Here is a 23419-nt window from a genome sequence, read left to right on the forward strand (position 1 = left end):
GGTTAACCGGCTGGTGCGAGCTCAAGTTGAGGCGCCGGGACAGCCTTGGCGCCATTGCCGCCGTCCATCCCCGGGAGTTCCTGGGCCCACGCAGTGAGCGACCCGACGATGCCGGCCAAGGCGCGGTCGGCTTCGCCGCCGTACTTTGAGACGCGCTTGCCGATCCGCGATGCCATCCGGAGCAAGAGGTCGGGCTTGGCGGCGGTGAGCACGGTCAGCGCCACGGCGGGAGCAACGCCTTCGATCCACCCCAGCGGACCCAGCGGAACGCAACCGACGAGTTGGCTCAGGCCCGGAGTCGTGATCAGGGCGCCCATCGTGACGAACGTTGCTGCGCAGGTGCCGATTACGAGCGGATCGCGTGATTCCAGCAGCGTCTGCCCGAGCTGCGTGGTGACCAAGCCCACCAGACCAACGGTCGCCGCACGCTGCGGAGCCGCCCGGGTAAAGGTGGCCAGGCTCCACGAAGCGCTGGCGCCAACGGTGGTTGCGGCACCGCGGATCGCGACGGTCTGCATCAGATCGGCCATGTTGATGCCGCGCTCTGACGGCGGCCGCATGTTGCGAACCGCGCTCACCGCAACCGCCGTGGTGGGGAAGACGTCGGTCAGGATGTTCACCAGCAAGATCTGGCGCGCCGTCAGCGGCGCCACGCCGCGCACCATCGTGCCGTACATGTTGAAGGCCACTTCACCGGCGTTGCCGCCCAACAACATTGCCACCGCGGCCTGCGCTTGTTGCCAGAGTCGATGACCTTCCTCGATCGCGTCCAACAGACTTCCGACGCGCCCCTCGGTCAGCACCACGTCGGCGGCACCGCGGGCCGGATCACTGCCGTGCGAGGACACGCCCACTCCCACGGCCGCGGCACGGATCGCCGCGGCATCGTTGGCGCCGTCGCCCACCATCGCGGTGACTACCCCGGAATTGCTGATCTGCTGGACGATCTGGACCTTCTGCTCGGGCGACATCCGCGCGTAGATCACGTTGTCCTTGACGACCTCGGCGCGTTCGGCGATCGACAGTCGCTCCCAGCGTGCTCCGGTGATGATGCAGTCGTCGGCGACGTCGAGCCCAATCTCACGAGCGATGGCGCGGGCGGTTGCCGGGTGATCGCCCGTGATCACTCGCGCGCCGATGTCGCGCTTGGCCAGACCGACCAGGAGTTCCCTGGCGCCGGGCCGCGGCGTGTCGGTGATCCCGAGGAATCCCAGCAGTCGTAACCCGCTGCGGCACAGCGGTTCCAGCCCCTTCTCCTGCGCGACCGCGAGTTCGTCTTCCGTCAACGTCCGATCGGCGACCGCGATCACCCGCAGGCCGCGGGTGGCCATGTCATGGACGTGTGCCAACAGGTCCTCACGAAGGTCGTCGTCGCGGCCCTCGACGCAGGCCGAGAGGACGACCTCCGGTCCGCCTTTGACCGCGAGGGTGTCGCCGTCCAGCCCCGCCGCGTAGGCGCGTCCGGCACGGAACGGCAACTCGCGGTCGCGCCTCGGCTGGCTTCCGGCCCGATTGACGACGGCGGCATCCGTCGCCTGCAGCGGAGCGTGCTCGGTAAGCGCCACCGGTGTCGCCAGCGCTGCGCGCTCGAGAATCGCGTCCTCGTCGAACCCCGGCTGAGCCGAGACATCTGTTACCACCAAGCGGTTTTCACTCAGCGTCCCGGTCTTGTCGAAGCACACCACCTCGACGCGGCCCAGCGTCTCGACCGAGCGCGGAGCCCGGACCAGAACGTTGCGTTCGCTGAGTCGCCGCGCCGCCTCGCGCTGGGCCAGCGTCGCCACCAACGGCAGGCCTTCGGGAACCGCAGCCACCGCGCAGTACACACCGCTGGTGACGGCCTCCTTGATTCCGGACCCGCGCAGCAACGCGGTGGCGAGCACGCCGACGCCGCCGGTGAGGGTCCAGGGCAGCACCTTCGCGGTCACCGCGGCCAGCTGTGCGTGCAGCCCGACCTCGTCGCGCCGGCGCGGGGCGAGCGCCATGGCCCGACCCGCGGCGGTCGCATCGCCGACCGCGACGACCACCGCGCCACACACACCGCTGAGCACGGTCGAGCCTTCGTAGAGCATGCAAGCCCGTTCGGCCAGCGGACGGCCCGGTGTCGGAGCCGGGTTTTTGGTCACCGGCAACGACTCTCCGGTCAGCGACGATTCGTCGACTTCCACCGCGACCGCGTTCAGCACGCGCGCGTCGGCGGGGACGACCTCGCCGGCGCGGACCTCGATGATGGTTCCCGGTGTCAGATGCTCGGCGGCCACGAGCTCGAACTGGCCTAGTCCCGTACTGACGCGGGCAGGCGGCGTCTGGGCGTTGAGCATCTTGGCCAACTGGCGATCCGAGCTAAGTCGTTGCGCGGCGGAAATCGCGGCACTGCCCAACAACACGATCCCGACGAGAGCACCGTCGATCGGAGAACCGATCAGCGCGCTCGCCAGCGCCCCGGTCGCGAGGATCGGCGTGAGCGGGTCCTGCATTTCGTGCCACATCGCCTCGACGACGTCCCTGCTGCTGTCCGCGAAATTTGCGGCCAACGCCTGCATCCGGGTCTTCGGAAGCCGAGCCTGGGCCGCGACCGCGGCGGGGCTGGCGAGATCGGAGAAAAGCAGTCGAATATGTTCCTGCGCCTGGTCGACGTCCAACGCATGCCATTCGTTGTTCGCGGCGGCGGCCGGATCGGGCTGCATAGCTACCCCCCGCCCGATCATGTAGCCGGGGATCAGCGCCAGGGCAGCGGCCGCGATGCTCGGACGCACGCCCGCCGCCCGGACACCCGGCAGTAATGTCAGCGAGCCGAGAACGGTTCCGGCAGCAGCCAACTCGACGCCGCGCCGCGCCGCCGACTTCGCCGCGGGGATGGCGTCGATGATCCGGCACGCGACTTTCAGATCCGGCATCAGTATGTCCGCTGTCCAGGCGGGCGCCCGGCCGGCGACCCAGACCGCCAAGGACAGGTCCGCGGCCGCGAAGGCATTCCGGAGGTCGCGCCCGACCACGGCGACGATCTTCCCGTCGGCCTGCAATTGCCGCACCGCGGCGAAGATCGCGAGATCGACGTCGTCATCGACGGGCAGCAGTTCGTCGAACGTTCCGCGCAGGTGGCCGGCATCGGCCCGATCCACCGACAGAAGTCTGAGATCCGCCGCCCGGGCCGCGGCGATCAGCGGCTCGGCGTAGGGGTCCGCATTGCGCGCCACGACGACCTCCAGGTCGCGCAACTCCGGCAGCTGATGCGCGGGCGAAAGAGCACACCCCGTGTGGACTCCAGCCCCGAGCAGACCGTCGGTGACATCGGTTTGCGCGCACTGCCACACCTTGGTGCGAAGTTCGCCGTCGACGCCGCTGATCTCAGCGACACGCAGGGTGTCGCCGATCAGCACCGCGGGGTCGACGATCAGCACGTCGACACCATCCAGGCGCCGGATCGCGTTGGGTTGCATCACCAGCGTGTGATGGTTGCGACTCAAGCCGGCGCAGAACGTCGTGGCAAACGACTCGCGGGCGTAGTTGAGCGCCCGCGGCGCGGCGACGATGACCGCTTCGCTGGCGAGCGCCGCACCGCCGCTGACCGCGAGCGCGATGGCGCCGGCAAGGCCCGCCGCGGTTGCTGCCCTGGCGTAGTTTTCCGACGCGGTGTCCGGAATCGGCCGGGGCCGGGAAGGCTGCGGGTGTGGCTCGCACTCGGCGCTGACCGCCAGCTGGGGCTCGTGCTCTTTCCAGGCGCCGACCGCCGACAGCGCTTCAATGAGGCGCAGGCTCCGAAGCAACATGTCGGCGGCGATCACCGACGGGGTGTGGCCGAGCGACTGCGTGATGGCAGTGCCCAATGCGAGCAGTGCGTCGGCGCGGGCCCGACCGAGGGATCGCTCGAACACCCTGCGAACGTCGGGCTGCGCCTCGGCGAAAATGGTCGCGGCGGCGAATGCCCGCGGCAGTCGGGGCACCCGCGTCACTTGCAGAAACACCGTCACACCCAGCGACACAGCCTTGGCCCCCAACAGGCTCGCCCGATTGACGACCTCGGCGCCATCTCCGGGGATGTCGATCACCGGCAACTGGCCCGGTCGCCGCGACCCGGACTCGTCGCTCGGCTCGGATTTCTGGGCGACGGCGCACTCGATGGCGTCCACCATCAGGGCAAGATCGTCGACGCTGGGCCCGTCTGCATCGATGTCGACGACCAGGCGCGAAAGCGGCCAGTTCACCTGTGTGCGCGCAACGCCGGTGGTGTTGCCGATTGTCTTCGCCAGGGCGGTTGCGTACTCGCACGAGCGGGCCCCCTCGGGCATGCGCAGCTCGATCCACCCTCGGCCATTACCGGCCCACCTGCGGCGCGGACGCTCACCGCCCAACAACTCAGCTGCCGCGGCCGCGCCGCCCTTGACCACCATACGAAGCCCCGAGACGATCGGCTCTATGCGCATATTTGTGCTGTTACGCCCTCTCCTGATAGTTAGCTTTGACATTGCAGATTCACGCTGCAGACTCGCTGAAGTTGTACGTGCGTGCTATACACCGTAGGGACAGAGAGGATCTAAGAAGCAACTTAGAGAATCTGAAAAGTAAACGGACAACGAATAATTGGCCACGCGCGCAACGAAACGAATATTGGGAGAGCACAGTGACGCTCATCGAACGAGCCACCAGGTCGGCCAACTCGGTTGCCGACCAGACCGTTTCCACAGTTAGCCAGATCGGCACCGCGATCGCCGAGGGTGTGGTCGTCACAACGAGAGACATTCGTACCGGGATGCGCGAAGGCCACATCCGCCCGCGGACCGCTGTCGTCGCCGCGGCGGTCGGCCTGATCGCCGTCGTCGAATGGCCCGTCCTGCTTGCCGCCGGCGGCGCCGCCGCGCTCGCCGGCAAACTCAAGAATCGGCCCCCCGAGGCCGCGCAATAGCGATCCGACCCAACCCGCGGCGGCCGGGGCGCGCAGTCCCGGCCGGTCCCGCACGGCGCGAAGATACGCGCGGTAACCTCATTCTCGATGCGCACGCATGCGCAACGGAAGGGGATCTAGCGCTGATGACCGCCCCCAGTGATGAAGCCGAAGTGACGCGCGGTGACCGCTTTATCAAGACGGCCGTGGAGATCCTGCGCGAGACCGGTCGCACTGACTTCACCGTGCAGGAGATCGTCGCCCGCTCCAAAACCTCGCTGCGGGCCTTCTACCAGCATTTCAGCAGCAAGGATGAGCTGCTGCTGGCGCTGTTCGACCGGACCATTTCACAGTCGGTGCTGAGCTGGCGTGCCGAGGCCGCCGGGCTGGACAGCACGTCCGCACTGAAGCTGTTGATCGACCGAATCAGCCAGCAACCGGAATCAAGCACCCAGGACAGCCTGAACCGGGCGCTGGGTCTCTACAACCAGCATCTGGCCGAGACGCGTCCCCGCGAATATGCGCGGGTGCTGTCCCCGTTGCACCAACTGGTCCGCGACATCGTGGGGCAAGGCATCACCGAGGGCGTGTTCAACCCGGGCCTCGATGTCGCGGCGTCGGCCGCGATTGTGATGCAGGCGATCATGGGAGCGCAGCGTTTGCATTGGCTGGGCACCGAATTGAACGGAGCACCGGTCGATACCGGCCAGCTGTACGACTTCCTCACCCGCGCGTTGGGCATCCGGGAAACCGACGACGAAATAAGCAAGCCGACGCTGGCCGAGCTATTCGCCCAAATCGGCCTGCGTGCGGGCTCACGCAATGGCGAATTCGCCATGACGATGCCCGTAAGTCCGCATGTAGTAAACACTTCCGGTGCATTGCAGGGCGGCCTGATTGCCACGCTTGTCGACGTGGCGGGCGGACAGTTCGGACTGGATTTTCTTCAGCCGGGCACCACGATGACGACCGCGGATCTGTTCGTCCGCTACCTGCGGCCGATCCGGCAGGGTGCCGCGCTGGCGGTGCCCCGGATGCTGCGAGCCGGCCGCCGGGCGATGGTCATGCAAGTCGATATCTACGGCGACGGCGAAGACGAAGTCGCCGCAACCGCGACGGTCAATTTCGCCATCATCAACGGCGCGACACCGAAGGGCCTGCGGGCGGACACCTAGCCCGATTCACGTTGTTGTACGTAAGTGGTAACGTCATTACCACACACTGAGAATCCAGCCCTCAAGGAGATCGCCATGCCGTCTCGCGAACTTTCCTTCCCCGTGTTCGACGCCGACAACCACATGTACGAGTCGGAGGAGGCACTGACCAAATTCCTTCCGGAGAACCGCAAGCGCGTCATCGACTACGTCCAGGTCCGCGGCCGGACAAAGATCGTGGTCCGCGGCCACATCAGCGAGTACATTCCCAACCCGACCTTCGAGAAGGTAGCCAAGCCCGGCGCTCAAGAGGACTACTTCCGCAACGGCGCGCAGGGCAAGACCTACCGCGAGATCCTCGGCGAGCCGATGAAGGCGATTCCCGCGTTCCGCGAGCCCGGTGCGCGCCTCGAGGTGATGGACGAGCTCGGCATCGACTACGCGCTGATGTTCCCGACGCTGGCCAGCCTGGTCGAAGAGCGCATGAAGGATGACCCGGAGATGACCCACGACGTCATCCACGCGCTCAACGAGTGGATGCATGAGCAGTGGTCGTTCAACCACAAGGACCGCATCTTCGCTACCCCGGTGATCACCCTGCCGATCGTCGAGCGCGCGCTCGAGGAGCTCGAATGGTGTCTGGAGCGCGGCGCCCGCACCGTGCTGGTCCGGCCGGCGCCCGTACCCGGTTTCAAGGGCAGTCGCTCCTTTGGACTCGAGGAGTTCGACCCGTTCTGGCAGGCGTGCATCAAGGCCGGCATCCCGGTCTCGATGCACGCCTCCGACAGTGGCTACTCCGAATTCGCCAACGTGTGGGAACCCGGCGACGAGTTCCTGCCCTTCAAGCCGACCGCGTTCCGCAGCTTTGCGATGGGGCACCGGCCGATCCTGGACGCGATGGGTGCGTTGGTGTGTCACGGCGCGCTGTCGCGTAACCCGGAGCTGCGGATCCTGTCGATCGAGAACGGCGCCGACTGGGTGCCGGATCTGTTCAAAGGACTCAAGGGCGTCTAAAAGAAGATGCCGCAGGCCTTTCTCGAGGACCCGGTCGAGGCCTTCAAGCGCTGCGTCTACATCACCCCGTTCTGGGAGGACCGGTTCACCGAGATCGTCAACATGGTCGGCACCGACCGGGTGCTGTTCGGATCCGACTGGCCCCACCCCGAGGGACTCAAGGATCCGATCAGCTTCGTAGACGAGCTCACCGACTTCAGCGAAGAGGACGTCGCCAAGATCATGGGCGGCAACTTGATGCAGCTGATGAAGGTCTCCAGGCCGGCCCGAAAGCCGGTCTCCGCCTGATCCTGCACGCCGCATCGCCCGCCTCCGACCGACATACCGCCGAGTTGTCGCTCGGAGGCGGGCATTGTTATATGTCCAGGTCCAAGGCTTGGCTCTAGACGCGGCGTTGCGGCTTGCTATAGAAAAGAAGCTTCCCTCCGAACAAGAATGTCGTCGCCGGCGTCCCGCACGGTCTCGTTGACGCGACCGGTTAGGAGCGCACGATGAATCTGGCTTCGATCGAGTCCTCGGTGACCAGAGTGACGCTAAGCCCCCGGCTGGTCTCCGAACTCGGTGATCCGCACAGCACATTGCGGGCAGCGACCCAGCGCAGCGGCACGGTGGTCATCATTCGCGCCGGTGGTGAGGTTGACGGCGCCAACGAGGACACTTGGCGTTGCCTCGTCGAGGAGGCGGCCGCCGTCGCGACCACACCGGGTCCATTCATCGTCGACATCAATGGCCTCGATTTCATAGGTTGCGGTGCGTTCGCCGTGCTGGCCGCCGAATCGGAACGGTGCCGCGATCGCGGCATCGCAGTGCGGCTGGTCAGCTGCGACCCTGGCGTTGCCCGGACCATCCAGGCCTGCAATCTCGGCCGCGTACTGCCCCTGCATCCGACGATCGACACGGCGCTGGCAACGACAGTCGCGTGAGACGAGCCGCTGGCTCGTGGCCCGCTGACGGGCCGTTAGCAAACTGATGCACGACACACCCGCCGGCCATTGCTAATCTGATAACTTGCGTGTGTCGAATAAGCCCCGCGCAGTGCCGGATTTCTCGGTCCATAGAAAGGCCCGCAGGGAGGCTCCGTAGGAGGGACGGCCATATGGTGGCCGAAAAGGACTGGGACAAAATTGTCGGTACGGCTGACGACGTACGCCGCACCTTCGAGAAGGTCCCCGCGATGTTGGTCGGCCTGCAAGAGCCCGAGCATCGCTTCGTCGCGGCCAACGCGGCCTACCGTGCCTTGAATCCGGCGTTCAACCCGGTGGGAATGTCGGCTCGCGACGTCTATCCCGAACTCGAGAGCCAACAGATTTTCCAGATGCTCGACCGGGTCTATCAGACCGGTGAGCGGCAATCCGGCGCGGAGTGGCGGCTACAGGCCGACTTCGAGGGTTCGGGAGTCGAGGAGAGGTACTTCGACTTCCTCGTCACCGCGCGCCGCGGACCGGACGGCTCGATCGAGGGTGTGCAGATCATCTTCGACGACGTCACCGAGCGCGTGCACGCGCGGTCGGCTACCGAAACGCGCATCGAGGAACTCTCCGAGCGCTACCGCAACGTCCGCGATTCCGCCATCGTCATGCAGCAAGCGCTGCTCGCCTCGTCCGTGCCCGTCGTTCCCGGCGCCGACATCACCGCGCAGTACCTGGTCGCCACGGAGGACACCGCGGCCGGCGGGGACTGGTTTGACGCGATACCCCTCGGGGACCGGCTGGTGCTCGTCGTCGGCGACGTAGTCGGCCACGGCGTCGAAGCCGCGGCGGTGATGTCGCAACTGCGCACCGCGTTGCGCATGCAGATATCGCAGGGCCACACCATCACCGAAGCGCTCGAGGCAGTCGACCGCTTCCATGAGCACGTACCGGGATCCAACTCGGCCACCTTGTGCGTCGGGTCGCTCGACTACACCACGGGAGAATTCCAGTACTGCACCGCAGGTCATCCGCCGCCGCTATTGGTGGCCGCCAACGCGACCGCACGTTACGTGGAACCTTCCGGCGCTGGCCCGCTCGGCACCACCGTCGGATTTCCGGTCCGCACCGAAATGCTCGGCATCGGCGACTCGATCCTGTTCTATTCCGACGGCCTGATCGAGCGGCCCGGCCGGCCACTGGGCGCAAGCACCGCGGAATTCGCCGACCTGACCGCCAACATCGCCGCCGGCATCGGCGGCTTTGTCATCGACGCACCGACACGAACCATCGACCGCATCTGCTCGGAGACGCTCGAATTGCTGCTCCGGTCAACCGGTTACAGCGATGACGTGACACTGCTCGCGGCGCAACGGCGCACCCCGCCGGCGCCGTTGCACATGACGCTGGACGCAACGATCCACGCAGCACGCAGCGTGCGCTCCCGGCTGCGCACCTGGCTATCGGAGGTCGGCGCCGACGCCGACGACATCTCCGACGTGGTGCATGCAATCTCCGAATTCGTGGAGAATGCGGTCGAACATGGTTACGGCACCCAGGTTTCCGAAGGTGTCGTCGTCGAGGCATCGCTGTCCGGCGATGGCAACCTGCATGCCGCGGTGATCGACCGCGGACAGTGGAAGGATCACCGTGAAGGCGAACAGGGTCGTGGGCGCGGACTTGCGATGGCCGAGGCCCTGGTTTCCCAGGCGCTCATCACCCGCAGCGACCACGGAACGACGGCCAGCGTGACGCACCGGCTGTCGCGACCGGCGAACTTCGTCACCGACACGATCGTCAGCCGGGCCACCTACCGGCGGGCCGTCGACAACGAATTCGTATCAACGGTCCGCGATGCCGGCCACATCGTGGTCAGCGGTGACGTCGACTCCAACACCGCGTCCACGCTGGACCGCCTGATCGCAGTCGAAAGCTGCTCGGGCATAGCACCTTTGACGATCGACCTCAGTGCGGTCACGCACCTGGGGTCGGCGGGCGTCAGCGCGCTGGCCGCTGCCCGCAACCGGGCTAGCAGACAGGGCGGCGGCTGCGTACTGATCGCCCAGCCGGGAAGCCCGGCCCACCACATTTTGTCGATGGTCCAGATACCTGTCGAAAGCGGAGATAGCGAGAACGTCTTCGCGCAGGACTAGCGGGGCAGACCGCAATCAGCGAGCCTGGCCATGCCGCACCTGATTGAACGGCACCCCGCGGTCGGCGGCGTATTCGCGGGGGAAGCCCAGCAACCGCTCCCCGATCACGTTGCGCGCCATTTCCGTTGTGCCACCGCCGATCGCGACGCTTTGCCGCACCAGGTACCGCAGTCCGGTCTGTAGGCCGTCGCCGATTTCGCCGACCACGCCGGCGGCTCCCGTGATCGCCATCGCAGTGTCGACGTCGGTTTGCACGGTCTCGGAGTGGAACAGCCGAATCAGCGTGCCGGCCGACGGCGGCAAGCCTCCGTTGCGGACATTGCGGGACACGTGATCGATCAGCTGCTCGGCCACCGCCCGATGCACCAGCACCCGGCCGGCCATCTCCCGCACGCGTTCATTGCCGGCTTGGCCTGTCGACTCTATAAGTCCAACGTAGTCAACGGGATTCGCGTGGCCGCCCTCGCTACCGCTGCCGCTGGCGAACTCAGATCCTTGCCCGACGGCCCGGCGCTCGTGATACAGCTGGCGCGAAGCCACCGCCCAGCCACCGTTGACCTCGCCCACCACGGCGTCATCGCCGACATCCACGCCGTCGAGGAACTCCTCGCAAAACTCCGTGGAACCGCTGAGCATCGTGATGTGGTGCAACGTGATTCCCGGATGATCGATCGGCACCAGGAACATGGTCAGGCCTTCGTGTTTGGGCACCTCCCAGTCAGTACGGGCCAGGCACAGTCCGTAGTCGGCGGCGAACGCGCTGGTGCTCCAAGTCTTGGCGCCGTTGATAACCCACCGGTCGCCGCGCCGTTCGGCGCGGGTGATGACACCGGCCAGATCCGATCCCCCGCTGGGTTCGCTCAACAGCTGCACCAGGATCTCGTCGCCGCGCAGTGCCGCCGCGATGTGCTGCTTCTTCTGCTCTTCGGAACCGGTGTCGAGCAGCGTGGCGCAGCAGATGGTGAACGTCGGAATGTTGAGGATCAACGGCATCTCGTAGCGCAGGGATTCGTCGTCGAATGCCTTCTGGTAAGCGTAATCAAGTCCCAGGCCGCCGTACTCGCGGGGAAAGCAGATGCCGGCGAATCCGCCTTCGTAGAGCCGCTTTTGCAGTTCTCGCGCCCGCTTCCAAGCGTCCTCGTCGTCGCGCGGCGCGGGTGGCGGCGCCTCGGGGTCGATCGCCGGCAAGTTGTCCGCCAACCACGCCCTGGCGCGGGCGGCGAACTCTGCAACCGATTCCGTCGACGTCATCTGATCGTGTTTGCGGTCGAGGAGCGGCCGGCCTTCTCTGCTTCATACACCCGCAAGTTGTGCTCCTCCGGTGTGCCGAACATGGAGCGGTACAACGTAACTCGCCTTAAGTAGAGGTGTAGGTCGTGTTCCCACGTGACACCGATGCCGCCGTGCATCTGTACGCAACCCTGGACGATGCGCCCCGCCATCTCGCCGACGTAGGACTTGGCGATACTGGCCGACAAACCCGCTCCCGGTGAACGATCAGCGACGTCGGCAACCGCGGTGCTCGTGGTGGCGCGACACGCCTCCAGCCACAGCTTCATATCGGCGAAGCCGTGTTTGAGCGCTTGATACGACGCCAGCGGCCGGCCGAACGTGTGCCGGTCCAGCGCCCACTGGACGGTGAAGTCGAAGACCGTCTGCACCACGCCGACCACCTCGGCGCACTGCAGCACCTGAGCGATCTGACTCTGCCGGTCGATCAATGCGGCGGTCTCGGCCGCGGTGCCGACGGCAGCAGATGCGTCGACCACCACCCCGTCGAAATGCACCCGCGCGTATTGCTTGACCAAGTCGACGGACTGCTGCGGCTCGATCCGAACGCCGGGTGCATCCGTCGGGACCAGGAACTGGCGGATCTGGGAACCATCCGGGCCGCAGCGCGCCACCACGAGCAGCAACGCACTCTGGGCGGCGGCCTCGACGCGATCCTTGGTGCCGTCGATGCGATAGCCGGCGTCGGTCGCGGTCGCCGTCACCGACGGGTCCAACGGCGCCCAGCTTCGGCCGGGTTCGGCGACCGCCCAGGATGCCACGGTTTCGCCGGAGATCAGCGACTCGATGACGGCGGCATGTGCTTGCGCGTCGGCGCATTCGGCCAGGCCGGTGAGCACCACGCTGACCGGATACAGCGGCCCGGGTGCCACGGTCTTGCCGAGTAGTTCGGCGACGGTGGCCAGATCCGCGAGACCGCTCTGCGAGACGCTGCCGCCGCCGAGCTCCTCCGGAACAAGCAGGCCCGTCCAGCCGAGTTCCGCGGCGCGCTGCCACCAGGCCGGGTCGAAGGACGCCCCCGTCGCGTGCAGTTCGCGGACGCGAGCCAGCGGCGCTTCCTTCTGCAGGAAGGACTGGGTTGTCGAAACGAAGAGCGTCTTTTCGGGAGAGTCGACGGCGGTCATGAGGCCGCCAGACCGTTGCGCAACATTAGGCCGCCGCCGCCAAGAATCACGTTCTCAATATTAGCAAACGTCGATACCGTAAGAGCTACCGGAGTTCGGTCGATAGCCCGATCGAGCTGCTACATAGTGAACACGCGCCGCACCGACTGCGCATGCAATGCCCGGTTCTCTTCAGAGACAGCCCAATCCGGCACCATCGAATCGAAGCCGTTGAATGTCGCTGCGATGACGTGCAATTCGGTATGGACAAAAGCATGTAGCAGCCGGTTGGCATAGTCGATGGCTTCGTCGCGGCACGGGTCGATCTCGGAGCAACTGATGAATGTGGGCGGCAGCCCCTCCAGGTTCGCCCGGTGCGCGGGAACGTGTTGGCCGGTGCCGCTCGCCGGGCCCAGGTAGTGGCCCCACGCGCGGCTCACCGCGGGACCGTTGAGTCCCGGCGTGCGCTGAAACTCGCGCCGCGACGGCGTGGCGTCGCTGTCGAGCATCGGGTGGTGCAGGATCTGCATCCGGATCTGTGGACCTTCGTTGTCGAACATGCGCTGGGCCAGGCTCGCGACCAGGGCGGCACCCGCGTCGCGGCCCATCACGGCGACGCGGTTCGGATCGACATCGAGCTCGGCGCAGTTGCGGATCACGTAGTACATCCCCGCTTCAACATCGTCGAGCGCCGCCGGGGCCGGGTTCTCGGGTGCCAGCCGGTAGTCGACCGAAACCACCAGACAGCCGCCCTCGCGCGCTAGCTCCACGCACTCCGCGTGGTCGGTGTCGAGGTTGCCCGCCACGAAGCCGCCGCCGTGGGCGTACACCAGCAACGGCGCCCCCTGACCGCCTTCGATGCGGCCGCGGTAGAAACGAAGATTCAGCTGCTGGCCGCCCGGCCCGGAGATGGAGCGCGATTCGACCGCCACACCGTCGGTGTCGACTGCCGCGGCGTGCTGGGCGGCCAACCGGTCGGCGCGCTCCCGCTCGGCGGCCAATGTCTCGGCACGGAATTCGACGATGCCCAGCTCACTCGCGGCGTCGCGCAGCACCGGGTCGAGGCGGTTAATACCTTGTGGGCGGGTCAGATCCGTCTGTGTCATACCCTCTCAACTTCCGGGCTCGTGGGGCGGGCTGTCCTCCGGGCCTGGCTGAAGGCCATGTCGGAATCCACCTTCAAGGTAGACCTGAGGGGCGCGCGGCCGTCACACTCCCACAGGTCGGCCCCGGACGGCTGCATCGGGCGCCTCCCATTTCCCGTCGTATTTGCTGATCAGAGCCCAGCGAGCGGGCTCCGGCGATTCAGGTCTGCGCAGTGCCGGCGGCTTCGGACTCACCGGGGAGCGCCTTGACGGTTGCCGGCAGCCCATACAGCGCCGTCGCGTTCCCGCGCATAATCCGCTCCCGCTGGTCGGCGGGGAACCGGTTGATCGCATAGGTCGGCGAGTCATAGCTCCAGTGCGGATAGTCCGTCGAGAACATCAGATTGTCACCCATGTCCATCATTTCCAGATACTCGCGAAACTCGACGGTGTCGGCGTCTTCCAGCGGCTGGGTAGTGAAGCGGACATGTTCGCGCACGTAGTCCGACGGACGCCGACGTACCTGCGGCAGGTCGCCGCGGCGGGCCTCCCAGATCCGGTCCATCCGTGGCATCACCGGCATCGCCCAGGTGAAGCCACCTTCGACGAACACGATGCGCAGGTCGGGATGGCGATCGAAGGCGCCGTCGAAAACCAGGCTCATCAAGTGCGAGACGTAGAGCAGCGGCCAGGATGCGAAAAAGTCGTGCCAGTGCGCGGGGTTGCCGACCGGGTAGAGCGGAATTAATTCGAAGGGTGTCTGTCCCATCAGATGGGTGGCCACCGGGAAGCCGTTGCGCGAAGCGGCCTCGTACAGCGGATCGAAATGCGGGTTGCCGAAAGGTATTCCGCGTGTCTGCGGTGTCATCAGCACTTGGGACATATAGGGATGTCCCGCCCAGCGCTCGACCTCACGCGCCGCCTGCTCCGGTGTCTGCGCGCTGACGCTGATCGACCCGCGCCAGCGGCCGTGCCCGTTGCCCTTGTCCAGCCAGATGTCGGCCAGCCAATCGTTATAGGTCGACTTCAGCACGTGTTCGGCTTGCGGCAGCTGCGCGTCGCACATCGGCTCCAGCGATGCGATGCTGACCCCGGCGTCGACGAGTAACTGCTTGGCGGCGTAGTCCGGATCGCTGCCGGCGACTCCCCCATTGGGTGGCCACGAGTCCATCCGCAGCGACGAGGTCTTGTAGGCATCCGGGGTGTCGTAGAAATACGAACTCGGGCTGACCGCGTTTCCTGTCGGCCAGATTTTGTCGACCCACTCGGCGGGCGCATAGGACTTGAGTACATCCGCCGAAACGGGCAGTGGGTGCACGTCGGTGTCGACAATGGTGACCGCGATTTCGCCGTCCTGATTGGTCGGGGAATTGACTCGTTCGATGGTCGTCATCAGACACGCTCCTTGAGTCCATACAGCTCACTGGCATTTCGCCACAACACCTGGTCGCGCTGCGCGGCATCGAGCCCCACCGCGGCGGTCTCGGGCGACGACGTCGACCAATGTGGGTAGCTCGATCCGTACATCAGCAAGTCGCTCTTGCCGCTGAACTCGATCCAGCGCTGTGTCTGGCCGGGCTCGAGCGCCCCGTCGAATGCCGACGAGCAGAACCGGACGTGGCCGGGCAGGTATTCGCTGGGATAGCGATCGACCCATGGCGTCTGGTCGCGCATGGACAACCAGAAGGTGTCCAGCCGCCACATCAATGGAGTGAGGATGTCGTAGCCGCCGTCGGCGAAAACAAATTTCAGGTCGGGTAGCCGCCCGAACACGCCCTCGACGATCAGTGTGGCCAGATGCACGAAGTAGTTCAGCGGCATGAACGCCGCATATCCGGGGTAGGTATGCGCGTGCCCGGCGAAGGTGGGCGCATGATCGACGCCGTTGCCGCCGTTGATGTGCACCGCGACCGGCAGTCCGTGGGCGGCCGCAGCCTCCCAGATGGGCTCGAACATCGGCTTGCCGTACGGCTCGCGGGACTGCATCGGAACGCCGACCTGCACCAGCTTCGGGTGGCCGGCAAGGCGCTCGATCTCGGCGACCGCGCCCCGGGGGTCTTCGGGGTTGACGCGGATGGTGCCCCGGAATCGGTCAGCGGTGTCGGGCTCGAGCCACCGGTCCAGCAACCAGTCATTGACCGCGGCGCAGATTCTGCTGTTCAGCAGGTAGTCGGCGATGTTGCCGCGAGTCAACGGGTTGAGGATGGCGAAGTCAATCCCCATGTCGTCGAACAGGTGGCGACTGACGGTCTCGGGATCAGAACCGGGGTACAACTCGGCGTCGTAAAGGTCTTGCCGGTAATCGCCGCCCGGAGCCTGGTACCACTGCTGCTCCACGTCGGGAATCGACCGCAGTTTGTGGGCGTCCGGGAGGTAGCGCCGTATCTCGGCGTTGTAGCGAAAGTGCGGTTGCACGCATGTGTCGATGATCATGCGGTCAGGTACACCTCCCCGTCGGTGACATCGACTTGGTAGGTACGAATGCGGCGACGCGGATCGGCGACGTTTTGTCCCGTGGTGACGTCGAATTCCCAGTTATGCCAAGGGCATCGGACGATCTGTCCGTCGCGCACCCGGCGTATCCCGCCGGGCTGCTCGGGGGCCGATTCGGTGGTGCCGCCCAGCAAGCCCAGGCACAGTGGGGCGCCTTCGTGCGAGCAGTAGTTCACGATCGCGTACAGCGCGCCGTGCACGTTGTACACACCGACGCCGAACTTGCCGACATCGACCAGCTTCATCCCGCCGGGCGGCAGCTCGTCGAGGGAGCACACGAAACGCCGCTGGGACACTTGCGAATCACCGCCTCGTTGACCTATCCGAATCAATACTGAGCCCGTTACGGTAACCATCACAAGCCGTTGGGCTTCGTTGCTATTTATACTATGATAGCGACAATCCGCTCGGATACACCCGCCGAAGACGCCGGGGGCCGGTCAGCCCCGTCCCGCGTCGACGGCCTTACCGGTTGCTCAGGAGGAGCGCTGATGCCGTTAAGCACCGACCCCGTCGGCCAGCCCGTCACACTCGATTTCACCGGTGAAACCAGCCCCTATCCGTTTTTCGAATACATGCGGCGTACCGACCCGGTCTGGCACGGCGCCCTCGGGGACCACTCCCAGATGCCGGAGGAGCTGCGGCCCAACGACGAGTGGGTGCTGTTCGGCTATGACGGTGTGTTTCAAGCGTTCCGCGACGACCGAATCTTCACCTCGGCCGCCTACGAGAAGACCATCGGCTTGGTCATGGGACACACCATCCTGGCGATGGGCGGCAAAGAACACCACGACCACCGCAGCCTGGTCGCCAAGGCTTTCCGGGCCACCGCGCTCGAGCGCTGGGAGCCGTCCGTCATCGGGCCGGTCTGCGATCAGCTGATCGACGAAATTAAGCATGCCTGTCACGCGGACCTGGTGAAGGCGCTGACGTTCGAATTTCCGACCCGGATCATCTCGGTGCTGCTCGGCCTCCCCCCCGAGGATCTCGACATGTTCCGGCGGCTGTCGCTCGACCTCATCTCGATTCCGACCGACATCATGGCGGGGCTCAACGCGGCGAGCGAGTTGCACGGCTATTTCCTCGAACAAGTCGAGCAGCGGCGCCGCAAGCTCACCAACGACATCATCGGCGACCTGGTCGCCGCCGAGATCGACGGCGAGAAACTCACCGACGACGCCATCATCGCGTTCTTGCGCTTGCTGCTGCCCGCCGGACTGGAGACGACCTACCGTTCGTCGGGCAACCTGTTGTACTTGCTGCTGACCCACCCTGAGCAAATGGAGATGGTTCGCCAAGACCGGTCACTGATCCCCGCCGCCATCGAAGAGGGTCTCCGCGTCGAGACGCCGCTGACCATGGTCATGCGGACCACCACCGAAGAAGTCGAGATCGGCGGCAAGACAATCCCCGCGGACGCACAGATCGACATGTGTATGGGCTCGGCCAACCGAGACGAAAGTCGTTGGCCCGACGCCAATCGCTTCGACATCCACCGGCCACGCCAATCCCACATCGCGTTCGCCGGCGGCATTCATATGTGCCTCGGAATGCATTTGGCCCGGCTGGAAACCCGGGTGATGCTGGACAGCCTGCTCGACCGTGTTTCGAACCTGGCTTTCGTACCCGACGACGGCACCGGTGAGGAGTCCAGAATCATCGGCCTCACCTTCCGCTCGCCGAACAAGCTTCCCGTCACGTTCACGCCGGCCACATGAAAAGCCGGGCGGCGATCCTGCACGATGTCGGCGGACCGTGGTCCGTCGAGGATTTCGAATTGGATGCGCCGCGCGCCGGCGAGGTACTGGTCGAGATGGCCGCGGCCGGCATGTGCCACTCCGATGATCACATCCTCAAAGGCGACATGTCGGCGCCCAACGAGATGCTGCGCTCGCTCGGGCTGCCCACCATGTTCCCGATGATCGGCGGCCACGAGGGTTCGGGCATCGTGCGTGAAGTTGGGGACGGCGTAACGGAGTTCGTGCCCGGCGACCACGTGGTGATGTCGTTCGTCGCGGTGTGCGGGCAATGCCGCTGGTGTGCGAGCGGCATTGAGTACATCTGCGACATGGGTGCCAGCGTGCTGACGCCGGGCATGCCGACCGACGGCACCTACCGCCATCACACCGCCGAAGGCAAACCGCTGGGCCATTTGGCCAAAGTCGGCGCGTTCTCCAAACACACTGTGGTGTCCACGAATTCGCTGGTGAAAATCGAGCCGCATCTTCCGCTGGCGCCCAGCGCGTTGCTGTCCTGCGCGATCCCGACCGGGTTCGGCTCGGTGGCCAACCGTTCCAACATGCGACCGGGCGACACCGTCGTCGTGGTAGGTGTCGGTGGAATCGGAACCGGTGCCATTCAGGGCGCCCGGATCGGCGGTGCGGCTTACATCGTCGCGGTCGATCCGGTGGAGTTCAAACAGAAGTCGGCGTTACAGTTCGGCGCCACGCACACCGCGTCGACCGCGGTCGAGGCAATGGATCTGGTGCGCGAGCTGACCTACGGCGTGCTGGCCGACGCCGTGGTGGTTTCGCCGTCGCTGGTCACCGCCGACGATGTCCGCGACGCGGTGCGGCTCACCCGTAAGGGTGGGACCTGTGTGCTGACCGGCATGACCTCTCAGTTGACCAGCTCAGTCAAAATCGATCTGCAGGATTTCATCCTGTCCAACAAATCGCTCGCCGGCACCGTATTCGGTTCGTGTAACCCGAAATCCGACATCTTCCGGCTAGCCCGGCTCTACCAGACCGGACAGCTGCAGCTCGACGAGATGATCACCCGCCGTTATCACCTCGACGACATCAACGACGCCTACGACGACCTGCGGAACGGCAAAATCGTGCGGGGCATCATCGATTTCGGGATCGAGTGAATTTACTTTCCGCGACCCTTCAGCCGCTGTACCTGGCCGTAGGCATCGATGGGACTGTGCAGGGCCAGGCCACCGTCGGCGTGCACGATCTGTCCTGTCACCCAGGGTAATTCGAGCACGCCCACAATGGCCCCGGCCACGTCGTCGGCCTGTCCCAGGCCGCCGAGTGCTGTTCGCTCGGTCATGCCTTCCACCCAGCCGGGCAGAGATTCCGGATTGGCCAGCATCGGCGTCCGGGTCACCCCGGGCCCGACGGCGTTCACCCGGATGTCGTGCCTACCCCACTCCACCGCGGCGACCTTGACCAACATGTCCACACCGGCCTTCGACACACAATAGGCACCCATGTCGCGATCGGCGATCGACCCGCTGATGCTGGAGACCGCGACGATCGACCCGCCCACCCCCGCGTCGATCATGGCAAGTGCGGCGGCGCGGATCGTCAGCCAAGTGCCGGTGAGGTTCACCGCCAGCACCCGTTCCCAGTCCACCGGCGACTGTTTGAGTAGCACGCCCGCCGCTCCGATTGCGGCGCAGGTCACCACCCTGGTGGGCACACCGTGCTCACGCACGGTTCGTTCCATCGCCGCCGACACCGCATTGGGATCGCTGATATCGCAGGCGATGTCGGCGTTCGCCAAGTCCCACACCACGACGTCGTGACCCGCGTCGCACAGCCGTTTCCCGACTTCACGCCCGATGCCCGACGCGCCGCCGGTTACCAGAGCGATGCTCATTTCGCCCGTCCGATCAACTCGACGAGCACACCGTCCGGTGCGGTGATCACCGCCATGGCGACCGTCTTTCCGTCCGGAGCCACCACATCGATGCGACGAACACCCTCGGTGAATCCCAATGCCGCCAGAGCGTAGAGCGTCTCATCGACCTCGCGCTGCAGTGAGAGCAGGAAGAATCCATGCCGCGGCACACTGGACCCCGGTGGCTCCTCGGCTGCGCCCGCTAGCTCCACGAGTTCGACAATCCCGCTGCCGGGCTTTTCCGGATCGCCGAGAAAGATCGATCGCAGCCGGTCGGTCTTGGCGCCGAACAATTCTGGCCAGTTGCCGGTGAAGTGATAGTCCATTAACTGGCTCATGCCCAGGCCGTCACGCCAGAATCGAAGCGATCGTTCGACATCGGAGGTGCAGATCGCCGAATGGTGCACACCTAACATGGGCTTCCTCTCGATTGCAGACTAGCTGCGCAGACCTTTGGCTACATCTTGATCGCGGGGATCAGCCTGCTGACATTCCAGGTTCGGTCTCGTCGTGCGGATACCGACGAGATCGCCAGTGCGACAGCCGTGATCACCACCAGCACGACGATCGCTTGCCACAGCCGGGCGTCGATGCCGCCGAGTATGAGCTGCCGGAGTCCGTTGACGCCGTAGGTCATCGGGTCAAAGCGATGCAAGATCTGGAACGGCCGTGACGTGGTCTCCACGGGGTACATGCCGCCGGCGCTGACGAGCTGCAGCATAAGCAGGGCCATGATCAGCACTCGGCCCACCGCTGGACCTACAAGCGCGTTGATCGCCTGCGTCGCCGCCACGAATGCACCGGAAATGAGAACCATGAACCCCAGCATTGCCACCGGGTGTACCGCGTGCATGCCGAGGGCGAACCGGACCACGCAGTACAGAATGATGGCCTGGAATAGCCCGATCGCCGCCGCCGGCAGATAGCTGGCGAGCACCACGCGGAACGCGAGCACCTCGGCGGCAATCGGGCGGGTCTGCAAGGGCCTCAGCACCATCCACAGCACCAATGCGCCGAAGAACAAGGCCAGCGTCAAGAAGAACGGAGCCATACCGGTGCCGAAGTTAGGCGCGGCATTCTCATGTGAGGCGGCGAGTTGCACCGGGCCACCGATGGTGTCCGCGACCGCATCTTTTTGCTGGGTATTCCAGTTGGGCAACTGCTTAGCCCCGTCGGCAAGTTTGGTCGCCAGCTCGGCAGATCCCGCCTTGAGTTGTTGAGCGCCGTCGTCGAGTTTCGCTATGCCGCCGGCTAATTCGGCGTTGCCTGCGGCGAGCTGTTGGGCTCCGTCGCGGAGTTGGGTGAGCTTGTTCGTCAGCTCCTGGCTGCTATTGCCGACTTGGTCGAGGGCCGATCCCAGCGGGCTGCCGGGTCCGCGCAGCGAAGACGTCATCGCGATCGCGGCGTTTTGCGCGTCGGTGAGCTGCTGGCGGATCTGCGGCGTGAACTGGTGTCCCCGAAGCTGATCCTGGACGCCGCGCAGGTTGTTCGCCAACGGATCCTGTCGCGCGGACAGCTGATCGATCACCGATGAAAGCGCGTTCGCGGCGGCATCCTGGGCCGTGGCGACGGCACCGATCTGATCGTTGGCCTGCTGTAGCGCGCTCGCCCCCTGTTGCAGTTGCTGCGTATTGCCGCTGACTTGCGACAGTGCCCTGGTTATCGCGATCAGTGGGTCGGTGGCTTGGTTGATTCCGTCCGAGAGTTGCCGGGCACCGGCGGCAAGCCTCGCCGAACCGGACCGGGCACTGTCAAGACCGGCCAACAACTGACCGGCGCCGTCATCGAGTCGAGCCGCCCCGTCGGCAGCCTGCTTGATGCCCGCTCCGGACGAAACCACCACCGAAAGCATGTGATTGACCGCCTGTCCGGAGATCCGGCTGGAGACGGCGTTGAGCACCTGGCTGATAGCGGTGCGACCAATACTCGTCGAGATGTAGTTGTTGGCGTCGTTGTAGACGGCGATAAGGTTGGCCTTCTTGGGTTGCCCGGTCACGGGCGACGCGATCGCCGCGCTGAAGTCGGGCGGCAATTCGACCATGAAGTAGTACTTGCCGTGGTCAACCCCGTTGCGCGCTTCCGCTAAGTCCACGACGTGCCACTCCAAGCCACCGTCCGCGGTCAGGCTCTTGGCAATCTCTGCGCCGGCGTTGAACTGCTCCCCGGAAATCATGGCCCCTTGGTCCGAGTTGACCAGTGCCACCGGCATTTTGTTGGTGTGCCCGAACGGGTCCCAGAACGCCCACAGGTATAACGCCCCATACACCAACGGCAGCAGCATCAGCACAACGATGGCCACGCGCGTCAACCGTTTGCGACCGAAACGCTTTATCTCCGAGCCGAATGCGAGTCCAGCCAGCATCGTCAATCCCCTTCGGTCAGGATGCGGTGATCGTGAAGTTCATGCTCGGGTGCGTCCGTACCGAGCGGGTTGGTGGCACCGACGACGACGGTGCGTTGCTTCGCGATGGCGCCGAGACGCTCCACCGCGATCGCTCGCCGGGAATTGTCACGAACTTGCTCGAGGTCGCCGACCACCAGGATCGGGCGGTTCGACAGCAGGGCCAGCGTGATGCGCAGCAAAAACAGCTCGAGGTCGGACAGCTCAACGATGTAGGCGGCCGACGGCGGCGGGGGTGTCTCGCCGAAGACCTGTGCCAGTTCATCCTGACCGGCTTGCAGCGGCACCAGTGAGTACCACGGCGCCAACCACCGGCGTTGCTCCGCGAGCACGGTCGCCACGGTCACCGACTCCTCCAGGTCGTCGATGTCGTCGAAGGCCGCTATCGAGCATTGTCGGCGAATCGCGTGCAGCGTCGTTTCGCCGAGCACGGTCAGCGAGCCGTGGGTGGGCTTGAAGCGCCCCGCGAGGGTCAACAGCAGCGTCGTCTGTCCCGGTCCGCCGGGCATCTGAATCGCGTGAAAGCCCGGCGTGAGCTCGAGATCGACACCCGAGAACAAAGGTCCGTGCTCGCCGTCGACCCCTAATCCGGATGCGACGATCACCGGCGCATCAGCGTCCGACTCGTCTGTTGTATCCATCTGTGGCTCCCCCTAGTCGCCGGAATCCGGAGCCGATTCCAGCAGTGCGGTGATCAGTTGCGTGAGCAAGTCAGGGTTTATGGTTCCGGGGCGCAGGACCTCTTCCATCGCGACGCCCAAATTAAGGGTGACGACGAGCTGGGCGAGGTCGGCCAGCCGCCGGTCGGAGGGCACGGTGTCAGTCGACTTGACGATGTGAAGTGCTTGGCCGGCGGCGGCACGACGGCGTTCGATCAGTCGCTCGCGAAGCTGCGGATCGCGCTGTGCGCGCAGCCAGTACTCGACCAGCAGGACGTAATAGTCGGAATGATCACGAACCGAGTCGAGCACCGACCGGCTCAATTCGGTTGCGGCCACGCCGGTGTCACCGCCGCTGCTGTCCAGCACCGTCGCGATCTGCTCGCCGCGCAGCTCGAACTCGCGGTCGAGCAGGGCTAGGAACAGTTCGTCCTTGGACTCGAAGTTCGAGTAGACCGCACCCTTGGTGAAGCCCGCGGCCTGACCGATCGCATCGATGGTGGCACCGGCGAACCCTTCAGCGGCGAACACTTTCGAGGCCGCATCCAAGATCCGGTCGCGTACCTCGCCGCGAGTGGGGCGGGTCCGATGCGGCTTGACCGACGACATGTCCCGCAGCATACTCTTCGGTATCGATTAGATACTAA

18 protein-coding genes and 1 pseudogene are annotated in these 23419 nt (G+C 65.4%); 7 read left to right on the forward strand and 12 right to left on the reverse strand.

The window, feature by feature from the left end:
* Positions 1-2: 2 nt before the first annotated feature.
* Positions 3-4424, reverse strand: coding sequence for a cation-translocating P-type ATPase (locus DB708_RS20060; RefSeq protein ID WP_133251038.1), 4422 nt, complete (start codon positions 4422-4424; stop codon positions 3-5).
* Positions 4425-4621: 197 nt separating this feature from the next.
* On the opposite strand from DB708_RS20060, the gene DB708_RS20065 reads away from it, so the two are divergent.
* The 5 genes and pseudogenes from DB708_RS20065 to DB708_RS20085 all read left to right on the forward strand — a co-directional run bounded on the left by DB708_RS20065 (position 4622) and on the right by DB708_RS20085 (position 10111).
* Positions 4622-4903: a hypothetical protein gene (locus DB708_RS20065; protein ID WP_108924976.1), complete on the forward strand. Its 282-nt coding sequence runs from the start codon at positions 4622-4624 to the stop codon at positions 4901-4903.
* A 125-nt stretch (positions 4904-5028) separates the two neighbouring features.
* Positions 5029-6057, forward strand: a complete 1029-nt coding sequence (locus DB708_RS20070; protein ID WP_108924978.1) for a hotdog fold thioesterase — start codon at positions 5029-5031, stop codon at positions 6055-6057.
* A 75-nt stretch (positions 6058-6132) separates the two neighbouring features.
* A pseudogene (locus DB708_RS20075) lies at positions 6133-7338 on the forward strand (amidohydrolase family protein).
* Positions 7339-7541: 203 nt separating this feature from the next.
* A complete protein-coding gene (locus DB708_RS20080) occupies positions 7542-7973 on the forward strand; it encodes an anti-sigma factor antagonist (protein WP_108924980.1) in 432 nt (143 codons plus the stop codon).
* Between the two features lie 173 nt (positions 7974-8146).
* Complete coding sequence (locus tag DB708_RS20085) at positions 8147-10111, forward strand: SpoIIE family protein phosphatase (protein ID WP_108924982.1); 1965 nt, start codon at positions 8147-8149, stop codon at positions 10109-10111.
* A 15-nt stretch (positions 10112-10126) separates the two neighbouring features.
* Here the strand turns inward: DB708_RS20085 and DB708_RS20090 are convergent, their stop codons facing one another.
* From DB708_RS20090 to DB708_RS20115, 6 genes are all read right to left on the reverse strand, one after another.
* Positions 10127-11362 carry an acyl-CoA dehydrogenase family protein gene (locus DB708_RS20090; RefSeq protein ID WP_108924984.1) on the reverse strand — a complete coding sequence of 412 codons (1236 nt, stop codon included), beginning with the start codon at positions 11360-11362 and terminating at the stop codon, positions 10127-10129.
* The gene (locus tag DB708_RS20095) at positions 11359-12525 is read right to left on the reverse strand and encodes an acyl-CoA dehydrogenase family protein (protein WP_108924986.1); all 1167 of its coding nucleotides are present in this window, start codon (positions 12523-12525) and stop codon (positions 11359-11361) included. Before DB708_RS20095 ends, DB708_RS20090 begins: the two co-directional genes overlap by 4 nt.
* Before the next feature lie 119 nt (positions 12526-12644).
* Positions 12645-13610, reverse strand: coding sequence for an alpha/beta hydrolase (locus DB708_RS20100; protein WP_108924988.1), 966 nt, complete (start codon positions 13608-13610; stop codon positions 12645-12647).
* Positions 13611-13809: 199 nt separating this feature from the next.
* On the reverse strand, positions 13810-14982 hold the full coding sequence (locus DB708_RS20105; protein WP_108924990.1) for an amidohydrolase family protein: 1173 nt from the start codon (positions 14980-14982) through the stop codon (positions 13810-13812).
* Positions 14982-16022 (reverse strand): amidohydrolase family protein, encoded by a 1041-nt coding sequence (locus tag DB708_RS20110; RefSeq protein ID WP_108924992.1) that lies wholly within the window; start codon positions 16020-16022, stop codon positions 14982-14984. The genes DB708_RS20105 and DB708_RS20110 overlap by 1 nt, the downstream gene beginning before the upstream one ends.
* Positions 16019-16378 carry a Rieske (2Fe-2S) protein gene (locus DB708_RS20115; RefSeq protein WP_235616866.1) on the reverse strand — a complete coding sequence of 120 codons (360 nt, stop codon included), beginning with the start codon at positions 16376-16378 and terminating at the stop codon, positions 16019-16021. The genes DB708_RS20110 and DB708_RS20115 overlap by 4 nt, the downstream gene beginning before the upstream one ends.
* A 195-nt stretch (positions 16379-16573) precedes the next feature.
* Between DB708_RS20115 and DB708_RS20120 the strand changes: the two genes are divergently transcribed.
* The gene (locus DB708_RS20120; RefSeq protein WP_108924996.1) at positions 16574-17800 is read left to right on the forward strand and encodes a cytochrome P450; all 1227 of its coding nucleotides are present in this window, start codon (positions 16574-16576) and stop codon (positions 17798-17800) included.
* The gene (locus tag DB708_RS20125) at positions 17797-18954 is read left to right on the forward strand and encodes a Zn-dependent alcohol dehydrogenase (RefSeq protein WP_108924999.1); all 1158 of its coding nucleotides are present in this window, start codon (positions 17797-17799) and stop codon (positions 18952-18954) included. Before DB708_RS20120 ends, DB708_RS20125 begins: the two co-directional genes overlap by 4 nt.
* Before the next feature lie 2 nt (positions 18955-18956).
* Here DB708_RS20125 and DB708_RS20130 read toward each other — a convergent pair whose 3' ends face one another.
* Genes DB708_RS20130 through DB708_RS20150 form a run of 5 tightly spaced genes read right to left on the reverse strand, consistent with a single transcriptional unit; the run spans position 18957 to position 23393 of the window.
* On the reverse strand, positions 18957-19691 hold the full coding sequence (locus DB708_RS20130; protein ID WP_108925001.1) for an SDR family NAD(P)-dependent oxidoreductase: 735 nt from the start codon (positions 19689-19691) through the stop codon (positions 18957-18959).
* Complete coding sequence (locus DB708_RS20135) at positions 19688-20128, reverse strand: VOC family protein (protein ID WP_108925003.1); 441 nt, start codon at positions 20126-20128, stop codon at positions 19688-19690. The genes DB708_RS20130 and DB708_RS20135 overlap by 4 nt, the downstream gene beginning before the upstream one ends.
* A gap of 41 nt (positions 20129-20169) precedes the next feature.
* On the reverse strand, positions 20170-22074 hold the full coding sequence (locus tag DB708_RS20140) for a YhgE/Pip domain-containing protein (RefSeq protein ID WP_108925005.1): 1905 nt from the start codon (positions 22072-22074) through the stop codon (positions 20170-20172).
* Between the two features lie 2 nt (positions 22075-22076).
* Entirely contained in the window at positions 22077-22754 is a 678-nt protein-coding gene (locus DB708_RS20145; RefSeq protein WP_108925007.1) for a hypothetical protein, read from the reverse strand.
* A 12-nt stretch (positions 22755-22766) separates the two neighbouring features.
* On the reverse strand, positions 22767-23393 hold the full coding sequence (locus DB708_RS20150) for a TetR/AcrR family transcriptional regulator (protein ID WP_108925009.1): 627 nt from the start codon (positions 23391-23393) through the stop codon (positions 22767-22769).
* Positions 23394-23419 lie beyond the last annotated feature (26 nt).

Source organism: Mycobacterium montefiorense (assembly GCF_003112775.1).
In the GTDB taxonomy this organism is placed as follows: Bacteria; Actinomycetota; Actinomycetes; order Mycobacteriales; family Mycobacteriaceae; genus Mycobacterium; species Mycobacterium montefiorense.